Origin of the sequence: Streptomyces sp. CB03234 (genome assembly GCF_001905885.1) — a bacterium.
Lineage (GTDB): Bacteria > Actinomycetota > Actinomycetes > Streptomycetales > Streptomycetaceae > Streptomyces.
The window spans coordinates 318,938-335,741 of sequence record NZ_LIYH01000008.1; the positions used below are offsets into that span (position 1 = coordinate 318,938).

Annotated in this window: 16 protein-coding genes; 5 read left to right on the top strand and 11 right to left on the bottom strand. The window is 73.4% G+C overall.

Translation table 11 applies throughout. The features are described from left to right. Positions 1-9: 9 nt before the first annotated feature. Positions 10-1,608, bottom strand: a complete 1,599-nt coding sequence (locus AMK26_RS32255; RefSeq protein ID WP_073759132.1) for an FAD-binding oxidoreductase — start codon at positions 1,606-1,608, stop codon at positions 10-12. Positions 1,609-1,682: 74 nt separating this feature from the next. Between AMK26_RS32255 and AMK26_RS32260 the strand changes: the two genes are divergently transcribed. Both AMK26_RS32260 and AMK26_RS32265 read left to right on the top strand, forming a co-directional pair. Further along, positions 1,683-2,276: a TetR/AcrR family transcriptional regulator gene (locus tag AMK26_RS32260; protein ID WP_073759134.1), complete on the top strand. Its 594-nt coding sequence runs from the start codon at positions 1,683-1,685 to the stop codon at positions 2,274-2,276. Then, positions 2,273-3,880, top strand: coding sequence for a glycerol-3-phosphate dehydrogenase/oxidase (locus AMK26_RS32265; RefSeq protein ID WP_073759136.1), 1,608 nt, complete (start codon positions 2,273-2,275; stop codon positions 3,878-3,880). The genes AMK26_RS32260 and AMK26_RS32265 overlap by 4 nt, the downstream gene beginning before the upstream one ends. Before the next feature lie 238 nt (positions 3,881-4,118). On the opposite strand, the gene AMK26_RS32270 is transcribed toward AMK26_RS32265, so the two are convergent. Then, on the bottom strand, positions 4,119-4,469 hold the full coding sequence (locus AMK26_RS32270) for a phage holin family protein (RefSeq protein WP_143608682.1): 351 nt from the start codon (positions 4,467-4,469) through the stop codon (positions 4,119-4,121). Between the two features lie 82 nt (positions 4,470-4,551). Continuing rightward, complete coding sequence (locus AMK26_RS32275) at positions 4,552-5,124, bottom strand: antibiotic biosynthesis monooxygenase (protein ID WP_073759140.1); 573 nt, start codon at positions 5,122-5,124, stop codon at positions 4,552-4,554. Between the two features lie 227 nt (positions 5,125-5,351). On the opposite strand from AMK26_RS32275, the gene AMK26_RS32280 reads away from it, so the two are divergent. Beyond that, the gene (locus AMK26_RS32280) at positions 5,352-7,178 is read left to right on the top strand and encodes a S8 family peptidase (protein ID WP_443333202.1); all 1,827 of its coding nucleotides are present in this window, start codon (positions 5,352-5,354) and stop codon (positions 7,176-7,178) included. A gap of 77 nt (positions 7,179-7,255) precedes the next feature. Here the strand turns inward: AMK26_RS32280 and AMK26_RS32285 are convergent, their stop codons facing one another. After that, entirely contained in the window at positions 7,256-8,056 is an 801-nt protein-coding gene (locus AMK26_RS32285; RefSeq protein WP_073759142.1) for a DUF1206 domain-containing protein, read from the bottom strand. Positions 8,057-8,208: 152 nt separating this feature from the next. Here AMK26_RS32285 and AMK26_RS32290 point away from each other — a divergent pair, with 152 nt between their 5' ends. Then, positions 8,209-9,807, top strand: a complete 1,599-nt coding sequence (locus AMK26_RS32290) for a sigma-70 family RNA polymerase sigma factor (RefSeq protein ID WP_073759144.1) — start codon at positions 8,209-8,211, stop codon at positions 9,805-9,807. A 106-nt stretch (positions 9,808-9,913) separates the two neighbouring features. Further along, on the top strand, positions 9,914-10,480 hold the full coding sequence (locus tag AMK26_RS32295; protein WP_241838170.1) for a phosphatase PAP2 family protein: 567 nt from the start codon (positions 9,914-9,916) through the stop codon (positions 10,478-10,480). On the opposite strand, the gene AMK26_RS32300 is transcribed toward AMK26_RS32295, so the two are convergent. The 7 genes from AMK26_RS32300 to AMK26_RS32330 all read right to left on the bottom strand — a co-directional run bounded on the left by AMK26_RS32300 (position 10,468) and on the right by AMK26_RS32330 (position 16,740). Then, positions 10,468-10,920, bottom strand: coding sequence for a YbhB/YbcL family Raf kinase inhibitor-like protein (locus AMK26_RS32300; protein ID WP_073759146.1), 453 nt, complete (start codon positions 10,918-10,920; stop codon positions 10,468-10,470). The genes AMK26_RS32295 and AMK26_RS32300 overlap by 13 nt on opposite strands. 101 nt (positions 10,921-11,021) lie before the next feature. After that, the gene (locus AMK26_RS32305; RefSeq protein ID WP_241838172.1) at positions 11,022-11,477 is read right to left on the bottom strand and encodes an ATP-binding protein; all 456 of its coding nucleotides are present in this window, start codon (positions 11,475-11,477) and stop codon (positions 11,022-11,024) included. 49 nt (positions 11,478-11,526) lie between these two features. Beyond that, entirely contained in the window at positions 11,527-12,936 is a 1,410-nt protein-coding gene (locus tag AMK26_RS32310) for an FAD-dependent oxidoreductase (protein ID WP_443333203.1), read from the bottom strand. A 36-nt stretch (positions 12,937-12,972) separates the two neighbouring features. Further along, positions 12,973-14,145: a polysaccharide pyruvyl transferase family protein gene (locus tag AMK26_RS32315; protein WP_073759150.1), complete on the bottom strand. Its 1,173-nt coding sequence runs from the start codon at positions 14,143-14,145 to the stop codon at positions 12,973-12,975. Positions 14,146-14,266: 121 nt separating this feature from the next. Then, positions 14,267-14,686: a CBS domain-containing protein gene (locus AMK26_RS32320; protein ID WP_073759152.1), complete on the bottom strand. Its 420-nt coding sequence runs from the start codon at positions 14,684-14,686 to the stop codon at positions 14,267-14,269. Between the two features lie 97 nt (positions 14,687-14,783). Next, positions 14,784-15,698: an alpha/beta hydrolase gene (locus AMK26_RS32325; protein ID WP_073759154.1), complete on the bottom strand. Its 915-nt coding sequence runs from the start codon at positions 15,696-15,698 to the stop codon at positions 14,784-14,786. A 91-nt stretch (positions 15,699-15,789) separates the two neighbouring features. Then, positions 15,790-16,740 (bottom strand): PDR/VanB family oxidoreductase, encoded by a 951-nt coding sequence (locus AMK26_RS32330; RefSeq protein WP_073759395.1) that lies wholly within the window; start codon positions 16,738-16,740, stop codon positions 15,790-15,792. Positions 16,741-16,804: the final 64 nt, after the last annotated feature.

Sequence of the window (16,804 nt, forward strand, 5' to 3'; positions counted from 1 at the left end):
GGGCTCGGGTCAGGGGTGACGGACGGGGACGAGGATGCCCGGGTTGAGCACCCCCGCCGGGTCGAGCTCCGCCTTGACGGCCTGGAGGACGCGGACACCGAGGGGGCCCGCTTCCCGGGCGTACCAGTCGCGGTGGTCGGTTCCCACGCCGTGGTGGTGGCTGATGGTGCCGCCGGCGGCAAGGATCGCCTCGTTGGCGGCGTGCTTGGCCGGTGCCCAGTGCGCGACGGGGTCCTCGCCCTGGGCGGAGACGACCGTGAAGTAGAGCGAGGCGCCGTTCTCGTACACGTGCGAGATGTGGCACATGACCAGCGGGGGCGTGCCCGCGTCGGTGAGGGCGGTGGTGAGCGCCTGGCGGACGCCCTGGTACAGCCGCGGGAGCGCGGACCAGAAGGCGGCCGTCTCCAGGGTCTCGGCGAAGGCCCCGGCGTCGAGCAGCGCGTCGCGCAGGTAGGGCGCGTCGTAGCGGCCGTGTGCCCAGCGGTCCCCCGGTTCCCGGCCGACGCACTCGCCGCCCTCCGCCTGGAGCACCTGGTGGACGCCCGCCCGGCACTGTTCGGTCTCGGCGGCCGTTCCCTCGTACCCGACGACCGCCATGCAGCCGGCCGGCTCCATGGCGCCTGCGCTGCCGATGCGGTCGGGGTGGGCGAGGCCGATGAAGGTCTCGGTCTCGTCGGACAGGCGCAGGACGGTGGGGCGCGGGCCGTCCTGGGCGAGTGTGCGCAGCGCGGCGGCGCCGGCCTCGAAGGAGGCGAAGCGCCATCCTTCGTAGAGCCGCTTCCGGGGCAGGGGGCGGATGCGGACGGTCACGGAGGTGATCACGCCGAGGGCGCCTTCGGAGCCGAGGACGAGCTGGCGCAGATCCGGTCCGGCGGCGGAGCGGGGGGCGCGGCCGGCCTCCCAGGTGCCCTCGGGGGTGGCCACGGTGACGCCGAGGACCATCTCGTCGAACCGGCCGTAGCCGGCGGATGCCTGGCCGCTGGAGCGGGCGGCGGCGAAGCCGCCGATGGTGGCCCATTCGTACGACTGGGGGAAGTGGCCCAGTGTGAAACCGCGTTCATTGAGCAGCGCTTCGGCGCGGGGCGCGCGCAGCCCGGGCTGGAGGGTCGCGGTGCGGGAGACCTCGTCCAGGCCGAGGAGGGCGTCCATACGGCGCAGGTCCAGGGCGACGAAGGTGGAGCGCTCGGGGGCGAGGCCGCCGACGACGGAGGTGCCTCCGCCGAACGGTACGGCGCCCACCTGGTGTTGGGCGCACACGCGCAGGGCGGCGAGGACCTCGTCGTGGCTGCCGGGCAGCAGGACGGCGGCGGGGATGTCGTCGACGTCGCCGGCGCGGATGCGCAGCAGGTCGGGGGTGGACTTGCCACGGGTGTGGCGGATGCGGGTCTCGGCGTCGGTACGCAGGTGAGCGGGGTCGCCCAGGCAGGTGGCGAGGGCGCGGCGTACCTCGTCGGTGAGCGGGGAGTCGGGGACGGCGATGTCCTCCAGCGCGGCGGGGCCGTGTTCGCGCGGGGTGACGCCGAGCAGGTCGCGCAGCAGGCCGGTCACGGTGTCGGGCAGGGGTGCCGCCTTGGCCGGGTCGCCCCAGCCGCTCCACAACATGTCCACGGGGTCGGTTTCCTCACCGTCGGTTCTGGATCGTGGCGTGCTCCGAGGCCCGCACTGGCGGTACACTGTGACAGATGACGCCCATTCGTCACAACCATTCGGACGGGGAAACCGTCCTCGACGCGGCCCGTGACTGCGTCCTCGCCGTCGGAGTACGCCGGACGACGCTGACCGACGTGGCCCGCCGCGCCGGGGTCTCCCGTATGACGCTCTACCGCCGCTGGCCCGATGTCCGGACGCTGGTCGGGGATGTGATGACCCGTGAGTGGGTCGCCCTGGCCGTGGCGGCCATGCCCGGACCCGGCGCCCCCGCCCGGCGGAGGCTGGTCGACGGGCTGGTCGCGGGGGTCGAGGCGTTCCGCGCGCACCCGCTGTTCCACAAGATCCTGGATGTGGACCCCGAACTCCTGCTGCCCTATGTGCTCGACCGGCGCGGCGCCAGCCAGGACGCGCTGCTCGGCCTCATCACCGGCGCGCTGGAGGAAGGACACGCCGACGGATCGGTCCGGGTGGCGCACCCCGGCCTCCAGGCCAGGTCCGTGCTGCTGATCGTCCAGTCCTTCACGCTCTCGCTGCGCACCATGACCGATGACGCCGACCCCGAGCTCGACGAAGCGGCGTTCCTCGGTGAGCTGCGGACCCTTCTGGAAAGGACCCTCGCCCCATGAGCCTTCCCCGCGTCACCGGCGCACCCGTCCCCGGCTCGCCGTCGCTCACCGCCGCGCGCCGCCACCGTGAACTGGCCGGGCTCGCCGACGGCGCGGAGGTGGACGTCCTGGTCGTCGGCCTCGGGATCACCGGCGCGGGCGTCGCCCTCGACGCCGCCTCCCGCGGCCTGACGGTCGCGGCGATCGACGCCCACGACCTGGCGTTCGGCACCTCGCGGTGGAGTTCCAAGCTCATCCACGGGGGCCTGCGTTACCTGGCCTCCGGACAGCTGGACGTCGCCCACGAGAGCGCCGTGGAGCGGGGCATCCTGATGGAGCGGACCGCGCCGCACCTGGTCGCCGCACAGCCCTTCGTCCTGCCGCTCACACCCCTGGTCTCCCGGTCGCAGGCGGCGCTGGCCCGGGCCGGCCTGCGCGCCGGTGACCTGCTGCGCGCCTCGGCGCGTACGTCGCGCTCCACGCTGCCGGCGCCGCGCGCCCTGTCCCCCGTGGAGACCCGGCACATGGCGCCCGTGCTGCGGCCCGCCGGACTGCGCGGAGGGCTGCTCTCCTGGGACGGCCGGCTCAGCGACGACGCCCGGCTGGTGACCGCCGTCGCCCGCACGGCGGCCTCGTACGGCGCGCGGATCCTGACCCGTACGCGGGCGCTGTCCCTCGACGGCGGCGGCGCCCGGGTGCGGGACGAACTCACCGGCGAGGAGACGCGGATCAGGGCGCGTGCCGTCATCAATGCCGCCGGCGTGTGGGCGGGGGGCCTGGTCGACGACATCCGGCTGCGGCCCTCCCGGGGCACCCACCTGGTGCTCCGCTCCGGGGACCTGGGCTCTCTCACGGCGGGCCTGCACATCCCGATCCCCGGCGAGGCCAACCGCTTCGTGCTGGTCCTGCCGCAGGGCGACGGCCGGGTGTACGTGGGACTGACGGACGAACCGGTCGACGGCGACATACCGGACGTCCCCGAAGTGCCGGAGACGGACATCGGCTTCCTGCTCGACGTGCTCGGCTCGGCCCTCGACGTGTCGCCGGGCCGCGACGACGTGATCGGCGCGTTCGCGGGGCTGCGGCCACTGCTCGACACGTCGGGTACGCCGGGTGTGCCCGGTACGTCCCGTACGGCCGACATCTCCCGCAAGCACGCGGTGCTGACCTCGCCCGACGGGGTGGTGACGGTGGTGGGCGGCAAGCTCACGACGTACCGGCGCATGGCGCAGGACGCCCTGGACGCGGCCGTCTCCGCGCGCGGCCTCACGGCGGGGCCCTGCCGCACAGCCGGCCTGCCCCTCGTGGGCGCGGCCGCACCGGGCACGCTCGCCGCCCTGGGCGCTCCCCGTCGGCTGGTGCGCCGCTACGGCACCGAAGCCCCGGCCGTGCACGCACTGGGCCTCGCGGACCCGGCCCTGGCGCGTCCCGTCGTACCGGGCCACCCGGTCACGGTGGCCGAACTCGTGTGGGCGGTACGCCATGAGGGCGCCCTCGACGAGGCCGACGTCCTCGACCGCCGCACCCGGATCGGAGTCGTGCCGCCCGACCGGGAGGCGGCGCTGGCCACGGCCCGCGAGGTACTGCGTCACGAGGACGGGCGGCTCACCCCGCACACGCCGTAGGCGCGCCAGGTCAGTTGCTGTGCCTGGTGAGGCTGTAGAGGAGAACCAGTACGGCGACGACCATCACCGTCACATGGAGCCACGCCGGTGCGGTCGCGGCGTCCTGCGCGGCGGTCACGAGGGGGTTCACCGGTGCCTCCCTGTCACATCGTCGTTCTCGTCCTTGTGGTGTCGTGTCATGTTCCGCGCGTACCCGGTGAGCGGCGTCCGACGCCCCGCGGGCCGCGCCGGCGGGGCGTCAGCCGTCCTTCAGCTCGTCCACCACGTGCCGCACCACGTCCAGTGAGGAGTGCAGCGCCTCACGGGACGCGCCGCGGGCCACCCGCAGCCGCTTCGATCCGTAATGGAGGAGGACCGAGGCGCCGGACGCGTAGACGAGGGTGAGCGCGCCCGCGACCCGCCGCGGCTCCCAGACGCGTTCCAGGCCGCGCAGCAGCGTCGTGTGCGCCGACCACAGCGCGAGCAGGCCGCATGCGCCGCCGGCCGCCAGCGCCACGGCGCCCTGTCGCGCCTGCGCGACGCCGAGGGCCGCCTCCTCGTACGCGTTGTCCATGTCCTCGCGGAGGGCGTTGTGATTGTCCTGGGGCACCGGCTCCATGGGGCGCGCGTACCCGTTGCGCCGCGGGCGACACACTCGCGGAGGGGCGGTCCTGCGCAACGCGACCACTCCCCTACCGGCTGAGCCACCCGCGCAGGAGGCGACTCACGGCCGGCATCGCCGCGTACGTCATGAGGACGTTGAAGACGCAGGCGATCACGGCGCTGCCGACGACCGGGTGCAGGCCCGTCAGGTGCGGCACCAGGAAGTAGCTGCCGAGCAGGGAGATCGGGTAGATGGCCAGGGTGGCGCTGATCGCCATCTTCCACCGCGGGGGTACGGGCGGTGTCGTTCCCGGCTTGGCGAACCAGGTCTCCATGCCCGTCAGCTGCCGCCGCGCCACCTCGGTGTGATGGTGGCCTTCGCAGTTGGCGAACCAGGCCGCCCTGTCCGGCGATTCCTGCCATTCCCGACATGCCTCGGCGTCCCGGAAACGGTGGACGAGGAACCATGGGGCGCCGTCGGAGGACGGCCGGAACAAGCCGTGGCCCAGGTGCCCGGGGAATTGCGCCGCGCTGGCGAGAATGCCCCGCGCCCATCGCTCGAACGCCGCCTCGTATCCGGGCTCGACCTGCCGGGCGATCAACAGGGTCACCTCGCCCCTGTCGGCGGGCACGGTCGTGTGCTCAAGGCTCACCGCAGTCACTTGCTCTCCTGATGCTCGCGCCGCGCCCACACAGCACTGTACGTTGCCGCGCCCCGGGCGGGTGGCCGCCCCCGGCCGCGGACCCGCGCGGGGACCCCTGTGCCGCGCGGTGCGAGAAGCAAGGGATTCCCCTCTTCCTCAGTGGTTCGCGTGTCTGACATCTTGCGTTCGCCCCCTACACATTCGACCCGGCCGCCCGACCAGCGCGCCGGGATTCGGAGGACGCGTTGACACGTCACATATCCCCTTGGCGCCCCGCGACAGCGATCACGGCCGCCGCGGCCGCCCTCGGCGTCACTCTCGCCCTCGGGACCCCCGCCCTGGCCGCCGGCGGGGCACCGCGGGCGTCCGCCCCCGGCTCCGCGCCCGCCGCTGCCGCCTCCGCCGCTGCCGCCCCCGCCTCCGCCTCCGTCTGGGCCGCCGGTACCCGCGCCCATCTCGTCATCACCGCACCCGGCGGCACATCCGCCGTACGGGCGGCCGTCACCGGCAACGGCGGCACGGTGTTCGCCTCCTACGACGCGATCGGCGTGATAGTCGCGCACTCCGCCTCCTCCGGTTTCGCCGCCGCCATGCGCGGCGTCCCGGGTGTCCAGCAGGTCGGGGCGACGCGTACGTCGGACGTTCCGGCCGACGCGTACAACCCGGCCCTGCCGGCGAACCCCTCCCAGTCCCCGACCACGCTGACGGAGAGCCTGACCCGCTGGGACATGACCCAGATCAAGGCCGACCAGGCCTGGGCCGTCACCACCGGCTCGGCGGCGGTCAAGGTCGGTGTGCTGGACACGGGCGTGGACGACCAGCACCAGGACATCGCCCCCAACTTCAACGCGGCGGACTCCGTCTCCTGCGCGTACGGCAAGGCGGACACCCGCGCGGGCGCCTGGCGGGACGTCGGCACGCACGGTACGCACGTCGCCGGCACGATCGCGGCCGCCAAGAACGGCAAGGGCGTCGTCGGTGTGGCGCCCGGGGTGAAGATATCCTCGGTCCGCATCGCCGAGCCGGGCAGCAGCCTGTTCTTCGCGGAGAACACCATCTGCGGCTTCATGTGGGCCGGTGACCACGGCTTCAAGGTCACCAACAACAGCTACTACACCGACCCCTGGCAGTTCAACTGCCCGGACAACGCCGACCAGGCCGCCATCATCGAGGGTGTCAGGCGCGCCCAGGAGTACGCCGAGAACAAGGGCTCCCTCCAGATCGCGGCGGCCGGGAACTCCAACCTCGACCTCGCGAACAAGACGGTCGACACGGAGAGCCCCAACGACTCCACACCCGTCACCCGCACCATCACCAACGCGTGCCTGGACATTCCCACCGAGTTGCCGGGGGTGGTGACGGTCGCCGCGATGGGCAAGGGCAACGTCAAGGCGTCGTACTCCAATTACGGCAACGGCGTCATCGACATCGCCGCCCCGGGCGGTGACGGCACGTCCGGTGTCTACTCCACGCTGCCGGGCGGCAAGTACGGCAACATGAACGGTACGTCGATGGCCTCGCCGCACGTCGCGGGCGTCGCCGCGCTGATGGCGAGCGCCGACCCGGCCGCCACTCCGGCCGACATCCGCTCCCGGCTCGGTGTCCAGGCCACGGACGTGGCCTGCCCCTCGGACAGCCGGTGCACCGGTACGACGCTCAAGAACGGCTTCTTCGGCGAGGGCCAGACCGACGCCCTGAAGGCGCTCAGCGGCGCGACGCCTCCCCCGGGCTCGTACTTCGAGACGACGACGGACGTCGCGATCACCGACAACGCGACCGTCGACAGCCCCCTCACCGTCTCGGGAGTGAGCGGCAACGCCCCGGCCACCCTCAAGGTGGGCGTGGACATCAAGCACACCTACCGCGGTGACCTGGTCGTCTCCCTGGTGGCACCGGACGGCACGGTGTACCTGCTGGAGGACTTCGCCAACAACGACGGAACGGACAATGTGGGCAAGACGTACACGGTCAACGCCTCCGGCGAGGCCGCGAACGGCACATGGAAGCTCCGTGTCCGTGACGGCGCCTCCCAGGACACCGGCACGATCGACGCCTGGAACCTGACCTTCTGAGCATCACCCGCCCACGGCCGTGCCGTTGCGTGCCCCGCGTCAGCCGCGGGGCACGCGACGCCGCCGTGCACGGGGGCTCACACCCGGCGCCACACCGCCATCGCGAACGAGAACAGCCCGTACAGGGCGAGTCCCACCGCCAGCACCACGAGCAGCCACGGGCCGACCGGGGTCTCGGCGAAGGAGCGGATCGTGTCGTCGAGGCCCTTGGCCTCGCTCGGCCGGTAGGTGATCGCCGCACGCAGCGCGAACCCGCCCGCCACCATGAACACCAGCCCACGGGCCACTCCTCCGGCCACCCCCGTCACGTCCACGGCGTCGCGGACCCGGGGGCTCATCTCGCCCAGCCGCAAATGCTTGCGGTAGGTGCGCCGGACCGCCTGTACGGCACCGACGACGCCGGTGACCGCGATGGCGATGCCGGCCGCCGCGACGAGCCACTGCCCGGCCGGCAGTTCCAGCACGCGTGCCGTCATGTCGTGGGACTGCCGGTCACTCTCCCCGCCGCCACCCCTGTGGTCGCCACTGGCGAAGACGAGCACCGACCAGGCCACCACGGCGTAGAACAGGGTGCGTCCGGCCGACAACAGCCGATGCGTCGTCTTGTTTCCCCACAGTGCTTCGGTGAGCTGCCACAGGGCCATCCCCACCAGGCCGATGCCCAGCAGCCACAGGAGTACCGACCCCAGCGGCTGCGCGGCGACCTCGGTGAGGGCGCCCCCTTTGTCGGCCTGTTCGGCGTTGTCACCGAAGGCGATCCGCAGGGCGAGGACACCGACGAGCAGGAAGATCACACCCCGTGCGGCGAATCCCCACCGCCCCGCGACCTCGACCGCGGTTCTGCCGCTCTTGCCCCTTGCCTTGCTCCGTACGCTCACTCGGCACCTCCCCCTCCCCGTTGCCCCGCGAAGGGGACGGGAAACAATGGGGCGGCCCGGGGGTGGGCTCGTTGTTTTCGTTATCGCCGGCCCGCCGGCCGGTCTCCCAGGTGTCGGGTGGATCGCCGCCCGGGGGAGAAAGGAGCCGAGAGGTGAGCCACACAGACGAGGTACGGCTGGTCAGGGCGGCCCAGTCCGGGGACCAGCGGGCGCAGGACGAGCTGGTCTCGGCGTACCTGCCGCTCGTCCACAACATCGTCGGGCGGGCGCTGAGCGGGCACGCGGATGTGGACGATGTCGTCCAGGAGACGATGATCCGGGCGCTCGGTGGTCTTGGTTCGCTGCGGGACCCGCAGCGGTTCCGGTCCTGGCTCGTGGCGATCACCATGAACCGGATACGCGACCACCGCTTCGACCCGGCGCTCGTCTCCGCCCTGCCCGAGGGGCCGGACCTCGCCGACCCGGGCGCGGATTTCGTGGACCTGACGATCATGCGACTCGGCCTGTCCGGGCAGCGGCGGGAGGTCGCCGAGGCGACCCGGTGGCTGGACGGCGGTGACCGGGAGCTGCTGTCGCTCTGGTGGCTGGAGGCCGCGGGCGAGCTCAGCCGCACCGAGGTCGCCGATGCCATGGGGCTGACGCCGCAGCACACCGCCGTACGCGTGCAGCGGATGAAGGCGCAGCTGGAGACGGCCCGGATCGTCGTACGGGCACTGGCGGCGGTCCCGCGCTGTGTGCTGCTGGACGACGCGCTGGCCGGGTGGGACGGGCTGCCGTCCGCGCTCTGGCGCAAGCGGATCGCCCGGCACGCGCGCGGGTGCACGGTCTGCTCCGCCCACGGTGCCGGGCTGGTCCCCGCCGAGGGGCTGCTGGTCGGCCTGGGCCTGGTGCCGGTGGCTGCCGCTGCGGCGCTCGCCGGGGGCGGTACGGGCGACGCGCTCGTCCTCACCGGGGCCGGGGGCCCGGGCGGGTCCGGTGCGGGGGGCCGGCGGCAGGAGCGGCAGGCCAGGCGCCGGCGGCAGCGCCGGGTGGCCGTGGCCGCGGTGGCGCTGCTGGTGGCCGGCGGCGGGGTGGCCGGGCTGGAGCTCCTGGGGCCCGACGAGGGCGGGCGGGAGGTACGTACGCAGAACGCGGCCGAGCCGTCCCGCACACCGCTCGCGCCCTCGGCCGCCCCCGCCCGGTCGAACGCGAGCCCGTCGGCCTCGGCGTCACCGTCCGCCTCCGCGAGCCCTTCGCCCTCGGCGCCGGCGTCCCGGAAGCCGGCGCCCAGGCCCACGCCCAGCCGGACGGCGCCCAAGCCGCCTCCGGAGCCGTCCCCGTCCCGCACGCGTTCCGCTCCGCGGCCCGAGCGGCCGCAGGCTCCATCCGGCTCGTTCGCCGAGCAGGTGACCCGACTGGTCAACTCGGAACGCGCGGACAACGGTTGTGGCCCGGTGGGCCAGAACGGCCTCCTGGACACGGCGGCGCGGCGCCATTCCGACGACATGGCCGCGCGCGACTACTTCGACCACACGAACCCCGATGGCGAGGGTCCGGGCGAGCGGATCACGGCGGCGGGCTACGCGTGGTCGACGTACGGCGAGAACATAGCGCGGGGCCAGCAGACGCCCGCCGCGGTCATGGACTCCTGGATGAACAGCCCGGGTCACCGTGCCAACATCCTCAACTGCTCGTTCAAGGAAATCGGCGTGGGCATCCACGAGGGCCCGGGCGGACCGTGGTGGACCCAGGTGTTCGGCGCACGCGGCTGACCCCACGGTTGCCGACGGGCCGGGGTGACCGTGTCGGCACCAGTGCCCACGCCGTCCGTAGGCGATTGCGCGCGCGCCGAGCGGGAAGCAGATGATCATGGAGGACATGGCTGAGTGGCATGAGTGGCAGAAAGCGGATCGGCGCCTCACCCGTCGCGTGGCCGGTTGGCGAGCGCCGTTGGCGCGCCGGGTGCTGCCGGCGGCGCGGTCGGCGGCGGAGCACACCAAGCTGTGGTGGGCCGCGGCAGCGGTCATGGCCGCCGCCGGCGGCCTGCGGGGCCGGACGGCCGCGGCGGCGGGCCTCATCGGGATGGGTGCGGCGGAGCTCGTCTCCAATGCCGTGTGCAAGCCGCTGTACGAACGCCGCCGTCCGCCCGAGGACCTCATCCCCCACGGTGACGTGCACGAGCGGCCGGACAGCTCCTCCTTCCCTTCCGGGCACACCGCGGCCGCCGTCGGCTTCACCGTCGCGGCGGCAGGCGTGTGGCCGGGGGCGGCTGCGGCTTGTGCGGTCCCGGCCGTGATCGTGGGGGTGGAGCGGGTGCACTCCGGCGCCCACTACCCCAGCGACGTCGCCGCCGGTGCCGCCATCGGCCTGGCGGCGGGGCTGCTGGTGCGCCGGTCACCGCGTCTCCTGCTGCGGCACGCCGTGCGGGCGGCTCAGCGCTGGTAGAGCCCCATCAGGGTGCCGCCGGCCAGCCGGCGCTCGTCGACGGCCGCGTGTACGTCGGCCGCCGTCGCGCCGTCGGGCAGGGAGACCGGTTCGGGGAGCGCGAAGAGGCGGAAGAAGTACCGGTGCGCCCGGTCACCGGCGGGCGGGTTGGGGCCGCCCCAGCCGGTGCCCCCGTAGCCGTTGCGCCGCTCCCGGCCACCAGGGGGTGTCCGTCCGGCCGCCACGCCGTCGCTCGTGGGGTCGATGCCGGTGACCAGCCAGTGCACGAAGGTCCCCGACGGGGCGTCCGGGTCCTCGCACAGGAGCACCAGCTCGGCGGCGTCGTCGGGCACGCCCGACCAGGTCAGGTCGGGTGAGACGTCCTCCCCCTCCTTCGCGTACCGGCGCGGGATGAAGGAGCCGTCGTTGAAGGCACTGCTCTTGAGCTCGATTCCAGCCATGCCGACGTCATACCCGGCACGCGTACCGCCGTACGGAACGGTTCGGCAGATGCACGCGTCTGGCGCAGCAAGGGCGGGGCGCTCGTCCATGCGGTCGCTGTTCAGGTGTCGGGGGCCGACCGCACCTCGAATCCGCCCCGGCCGTCGAACCGCACTTCCAGCACGGTGTCGAACCCGTCGGACAGAGCGGGCCCGCGCAGCCGCTCGAGGGTGGCGAAGACCCCGACGTCCGGGACGCGGTCCCGTCCCTCGCGTGCGGCGTTGCGCTGCAGGGATCCCACGACGTCGGGTGGGAACCAGAACGCCGTCACGGCCGCGTCGCGGGCGTGGCCCAGGGTGATCAAGGGCCCCCACTCCTCCGGCGACGGGTTCGTATTGTCCACGGCCACCGATCTCCCGGCGCTCAGCGCCTCGTCGACCAGCCGCATCTGCCGCTGCTGCTTGTTGCGGGCGCCACGGGGGAACAGGTCCTTGCTGACCAGCGTGCACCGGTCGGAGAGGCACTGCTCGTAGAACGTCGACTTCCCGGATGCCTGCAACCCGATGAGCACAGCCACTTCAAGTCCTCTGTCCGGCCACATCCGCGCTCCCTCCGGCGTCCGGGCTTCACTGCAGACTGGCGCCCTGGGTGCGGAGTTGCCGCTGGACCGCGCTCGCCGGGATGTCCTGCGGGCGCTTGCCCTGGGCTGCCGCGAGGGCCGCGCAGACACCCGCCGCCTGCCCGGTGGCCATCGAGATCGGCATGACGCGGTACGAGGAGTGGGCCACGTGGTCACCGGAGATGCAGCGGCCGGCGACCAGGACCCGGTCCACGTCGCGCGGGAAGAGGCAGCGCAGGGGGATGTCGTAGGACTGGCCGCGCGGCAGCCGTTTGAGTGTGGTGCCGCGACCGCTCGGGTTGTGGATGTCCACCGGGTAGGCGCCGCGGGCGACGACGTCGTCGAACTTGCGGGCCGTCAGCACGTCATCGCCGGTCAGCTGGTACTCGCCCGTGATCCGGCGGGTCTCGCGGACCCCGACCTGGACGCCGCTCTGGACGACGTAGGAGTCGGCGAAGCCCGGCACGCGGTCCCGCAGGAAGCGGGCGATCTGTGCCATCTGGCGGTGGGCGGTGAACTCGGCGCGGGTGAGGTCCCAGACGCTGGTGCCGAGCACTTCGGTGACGCGGGTGGAGTTGACCGCGACCTCACCGGTGTTGGGGGTGGCGAAGAAGAGCATGTCCTCACGCGGCAGGTCCAGTTCCCCGGCGTCGGTGGCGGCGCGGACCAGGTCCCACAGCCCGTGCACGCCCTTCCACTGGTCCGGGTTGGCGCGGGCGTACGCGGCGAATTCCTCGTGGTCGAAGCGGACCATGCGGAACATCAGCGTCATGGGCTGTGTCCAGCCGTCCTCCGGCCGGCCGATGTCGTACGCGGCCCCGGCCGCCGCGGCGATGTCGCCGTCGCCGGTGCAGTCGACGATCACGTCGGCGTCGATGACGACCGGCCCCGACTTCGTCTCGAACACCGCCCGTGCGCGGTCGGGCAGGTTGAGGACGTCGGAGGCGAAGGCGTGCAGCAGCGTACGGACCTCATGGGTCTCCAGCAGCTCGTACACCACCAGTTTGAACAGTTCCGCGTCGAAGGGCACCGTGTAGCCGGTCTCGATCGAGGGGCGGATCGCCGCTCCCGCGCGCACCAGCTGTTCGAGCAGCACCCACAGCACGCCGCCGACGACCGGCTCGCCCTCGCCGTGATCGGGCGGCAGGAGGCGTGCGGAGTCGCCGGCGACCGCCTGTTTGACCTCGTTGTGGAAGCTCATCAGCGGCATGACCAGCGCCGCCGTGGCATTGCCGCCGAGGAATCCGTACCGCTCGACGAGGACCACCTCGGCGCCCGCGTTCGCGGCGCCGAGGGCCGCCCCGATACCGGCCGGTCCGCCGCCGATCACCAGCACCTGGGTGGAACCCGCGTGAAGGGCCTGCCGCGGGGGCAGCTCCACGCTGCGGGGGACGCGGGGCGGCATCAGGTACGACACGGTTCCTCCCTGGGGATCCAGTGGCCGGCGGCGGGCTCAGCCGGTCGCGGACGCGGCCGTCGGCACGACGCTGTCGATGAGGGGGCGGGGCGCGGTGCGGTCCAGGTAGCCGAGGAGCCGGTCGGCGGTCTGGGCGGCCCGCAGCCGCATCGACGCCGTCCGGGCCGCCGTGTGCGCCGCGCGGGCGGGCCGCTCGTCCCACAGGCGGTCCACTTCGGCCAGGAGGAGTCCCGCGGTCTCCCTGACCACGCCGCGCAAGGCGGGCGCGCCGATCTGCTGGGCGAAGTCGAAGACCTTTCCGGCGTAGGGCAGCGGCAGCAGGGGGATCCCCGCGAGCGCGGCGAAGATCAGGAAGTGCAGCCGCATGCCGATGGCCAAATCCAGTTCCTTGACGATGTCGAGGACCTGCTGGGGGCGGTAGGCGCCGTGCAGCACCGTGCAGCGGTCCGCGTCGGCCATCCGGGACACCACCGCGTGCGCGTGCCTCATGTCGTCGCGCTCCATCGGTACGAACACGACATGGGCGTCCAGCCGGTGGACGAGGAAGTCACCCACATTGGCGAGGAGCTGGTGGTAGCCCTCTTCGTCGAGGTGCTCGGCCGCGCGGCCGGGCTCCCGCACGCTCATCCCCACCAGCCGCACTCCGCGCGGTACGGCCTCGGCCCGCAGGAGCTCGCCGCCGCCGTCCCCGGGCTGGAGCAGCAGAGCGGGGTCGGCGGTGACCGAGACGGGGCGGGTCAGCCCGGCCTCTTCCAGCACCAGCTTCGACTCCTCGTCGCGGACCGTCACCTCGGCCGCGTCGGAGAGCGTCGCCCGGATCCACGCGCAGTCCGCCTCGTCGGTGAGCGGTCCGGCGCCCACGGCGTAGGTGAAGACCGGAACGCCGAGGTCCTGGGCGGTCCTGACCAGCCGCAGGTAGCGACGCGCCTCGGTGTTGTAGAGGATCCCGCCGCCGCCGAGCACGAGTACGCTCAGCCGGCGCAGGTGCTCGGAGATCCGCTCCCTGCACACGCCCTCCCAGCCGACCACCTCGACGTCCGGATGGGCGATGCGGCTGTGGTCGGGGTTGCGGGAGAAGAGGACGACGTGTGCGTCCGGACGCTGGGCCCGGATACGGCCGAGCATGGCGGTGAGGATCGCCTCGTCGCCCACGTTCCGGCCCCCGTAGGAGCCCAGCACCCCTACGGTCACGCTGCTTCGGTCTGCCATGATCGGCCCCTCGCGAGTTCCGCCCTTTTGTGCACTCCTACACCAGTTCACCGCATGGCGAGATTTACGCCTCTCGAAAGCGCGGGAACGGTGACCGGTCGGCGACCGGGCGGCGGGTTCCTCACCGGTCGGGTTCGGAGGCGCTGATCTCGGACAGGGCCGAGTCGGTGTCGCGTTCGACGGCGAGATCGCCCAGGGAGACGATGCCGACCGGCCGGCCTTCCTCGACGACGGGCAGTCGGCGTACGGCGTGCCGGCGCATCAGCCGCACGGCCTGCTGGACGTCGTCGTCCGGTGTGACGTGGACCAGGTCGTCGCTGCAGGCGTCGGCGACGCTGTGGTCCTCGGCGTTGCCCCCTCGGCACAGTACGCGCACCACCAGATCCCGGTCGGTCACCAGGCCGCGCAGGTGGCCCGCCTCGGCGACCAGGACGGCGCCGATGTCCTCGTCGCGCATCAGACGGGCCACCTCCACCACGGAGGTCTGCGGCCCCACGGCCACAGGGTCGGCCGTCATGACTTCCCGTACCTTCCGCGCCATCGATACCTCCACACGCCGTGCGGCCGGGGCTCCACCAGCCCTGCCGAATCCTGATGGAGTACCACCACGGCGCCGGGCATCACGCCCGCCGGCCGCATTACGCCCCGATGGGCCCCTGATCGGTGGTGTGGGAGCGGGCGAACGCGAGGGAGGTGTGGAAGCACCGCTCGACGTCTTCGTCGGGCAGGCCGGCCCAGAGGTGGTCGGCGCCGGGCACCGGCCGGAAGTCCACGTCCGCGCCGGCGTCGCGCAGGGCGGCGGCGAGCTGTGCGCCTTGGGCGAGGGGGATCACCGCGTCGTCGGTGCCGTGGAGGACGAGGAAGGGCGGCGCGTCGGCGGTGACGTGGGTGACCGGGCTGGCCGTGCGGGCGCGGTCGGGTGCGTCGGCGATCGCCGCACCGATGAGCAGGGCTTCGGGGGTGCTCGGGTCGGCCGGGTCGTACGCGCCGGGCGGGGCCTGGCCGGGCAGGGTGGTGAGGTCGGCCGGCCCGTACCAGACGACGCAGCCGCTGACCGCGGCCGGGGCGGTGAGCGCGAGCAGGGCGGCGAGGTGGGCGCCCGCGGATTCGCCCCAGGTCACCATCCGGCGGGTGTCCAGGGCGAGTTCGGCGGCGCGGGCGTCGAGCCAGGCGAGGGCGGCGGTGACGTCGTCGAGCTGGGCGGGGTAGGGCGCCTCGCCGCTGAGCCGGTAGTCGATGCTGGCGACGGCGAACCCCGCCCGGGCCAGCCGGGCGAAGGGTGCGGGCTGCCAGTCGCGCATGCGCGGGCTCATCTCCCCGCGCGTTCCGGTACGCCAGGCGCCGCCGTGGAGGTAGACGATGACCGGCAGCACGCCCTGCGGCTCGTCGGGCAGCCACAGGTCGAGCTCCAGCGGGCGGGTGTCGGTGGGCGCGGAGTAGACCGCGCCGCGCAGCAGCCGGACGCCGGGGGCGGGATGCGCGGCTGCCGGCAGCGGCAGTCGGGTGGGCGCGGGCGGGGCGAGGAGGGCTATCAGGTCGGGTGACAGGGGCACGGTTCCTCCAGGACGTACGGGGGGCTCCCGGTGCGCCGGCATGGCGACCGCCGGGCGCCCGCACACGGCGGTGCCATTGCCTCCGTACGCCTCACAGGTCAAGGACGAGACGCGGGCAGGCGGCGCGGGAGACGCAGATGAACATGGTGTCGTGCGCGGCCTGCTCGGCGGGGGTCAGCAGGGAGTCGCGGTGGTCCACCGCCCCGTCGAGGACGGTGGTCTCGCAGGTGCCGCAGGTGCCCTCCTGGCAGGAGGACAGCACCTGGACACCGGCTTCCTCGACCGCACGGAGGACGGACTTGCCCGGCGGGACGGTCACGGTGACACCGCTCCGGGCGAGTTCGACGTCGAAGGCGTCGTCCGGGCCGTACGGGCCACGGTCCCCGGGTGTGAACCGCTCGATGCGCAGTGCGCCGGCCGGCCATGCGGAACAGCGCTGCTCGACGGCCTTCAGCAGACCTTCGGGGCCGCAGCAGTAGACCAGGGTGCCGGGCCGTGGGGTGCCCAGCAGCCCGTCCAGGTCGAGCGCCCCGTACGCGTCCTGGGGGCGTACGGACACCCTCTGTCCGTACGCGGCCTCCAGGCGCTCCCGGAAGGCCATGGTGCGGCGGCTGCGGCCGCCGTAGGCCAGGTGCCAGTCGGCACCCTGCCGCCGGGCCTCGTCGACCATGGGCAGGATGGGGGTGATGCCGATGCCGCCCGCGATGAACAGGTAGCGCGGGGACGGCTCCAGGGCGAAGTGGTTGCGCGGTCCGCGCACCCCTACCGCGGCCCCCTCGTGCAGGCGCTCGTGGACCCACGCGGAACCGCCCCGGCTCTCCGGCTCGCGCAGCACCGCCACCTGCCAGCGGGAGCGGTCGGCCGGGTCGGAGCACAGCGAGTACTGGCGTACCAGATCGGGCCCGAGGACCAGGTCGATGTGGGCACCGGGGCGCCACTCGGGCAGCGGGGAGCCGGCGGGGTGCGTGAGCGTCAGCAGGGCGACGCCCTCGGCGAGGACCTCCTTGCGTGTCAGGGTGAGGGTCAGGCCGGGTTCGGTGATCACCGTTCCTCCTTGTCCGGATCCGTGCCCGGGTGGTGCCCGTCGGGGTGGCCCGGCAGCCAGT

Coding starts and splice junctions, on each gene's coding strand:
- AMK26_RS32295 (WP_241838170.1), top strand. CDS start 9,914: ATGGCTGAGTGGCATGAGTGGCAGAAAGCGGATCGGCGCCTCACCCGT.
- AMK26_RS32300 (WP_073759146.1), bottom strand. CDS start 10,920: ATGGCTGGAATCGAGCTCAAGAGCAGTGCCTTCAACGACGGCTCCTTC.
- AMK26_RS32315 (WP_073759150.1), bottom strand. CDS start 14,145: ATGGCAGACCGAAGCAGCGTGACCGTAGGGGTGCTGGGCTCCTACGGG.
- AMK26_RS32320 (WP_073759152.1), bottom strand. CDS start 14,686: ATGGCGCGGAAGGTACGGGAAGTCATGACGGCCGACCCTGTGGCCGTG.
- AMK26_RS32260 (WP_073759134.1), top strand. CDS start 1,683: ATGACGCCCATTCGTCACAACCATTCGGACGGGGAAACCGTCCTCGAC.
- AMK26_RS32265 (WP_073759136.1), top strand. CDS start 2,273: ATGAGCCTTCCCCGCGTCACCGGCGCACCCGTCCCCGGCTCGCCGTCG.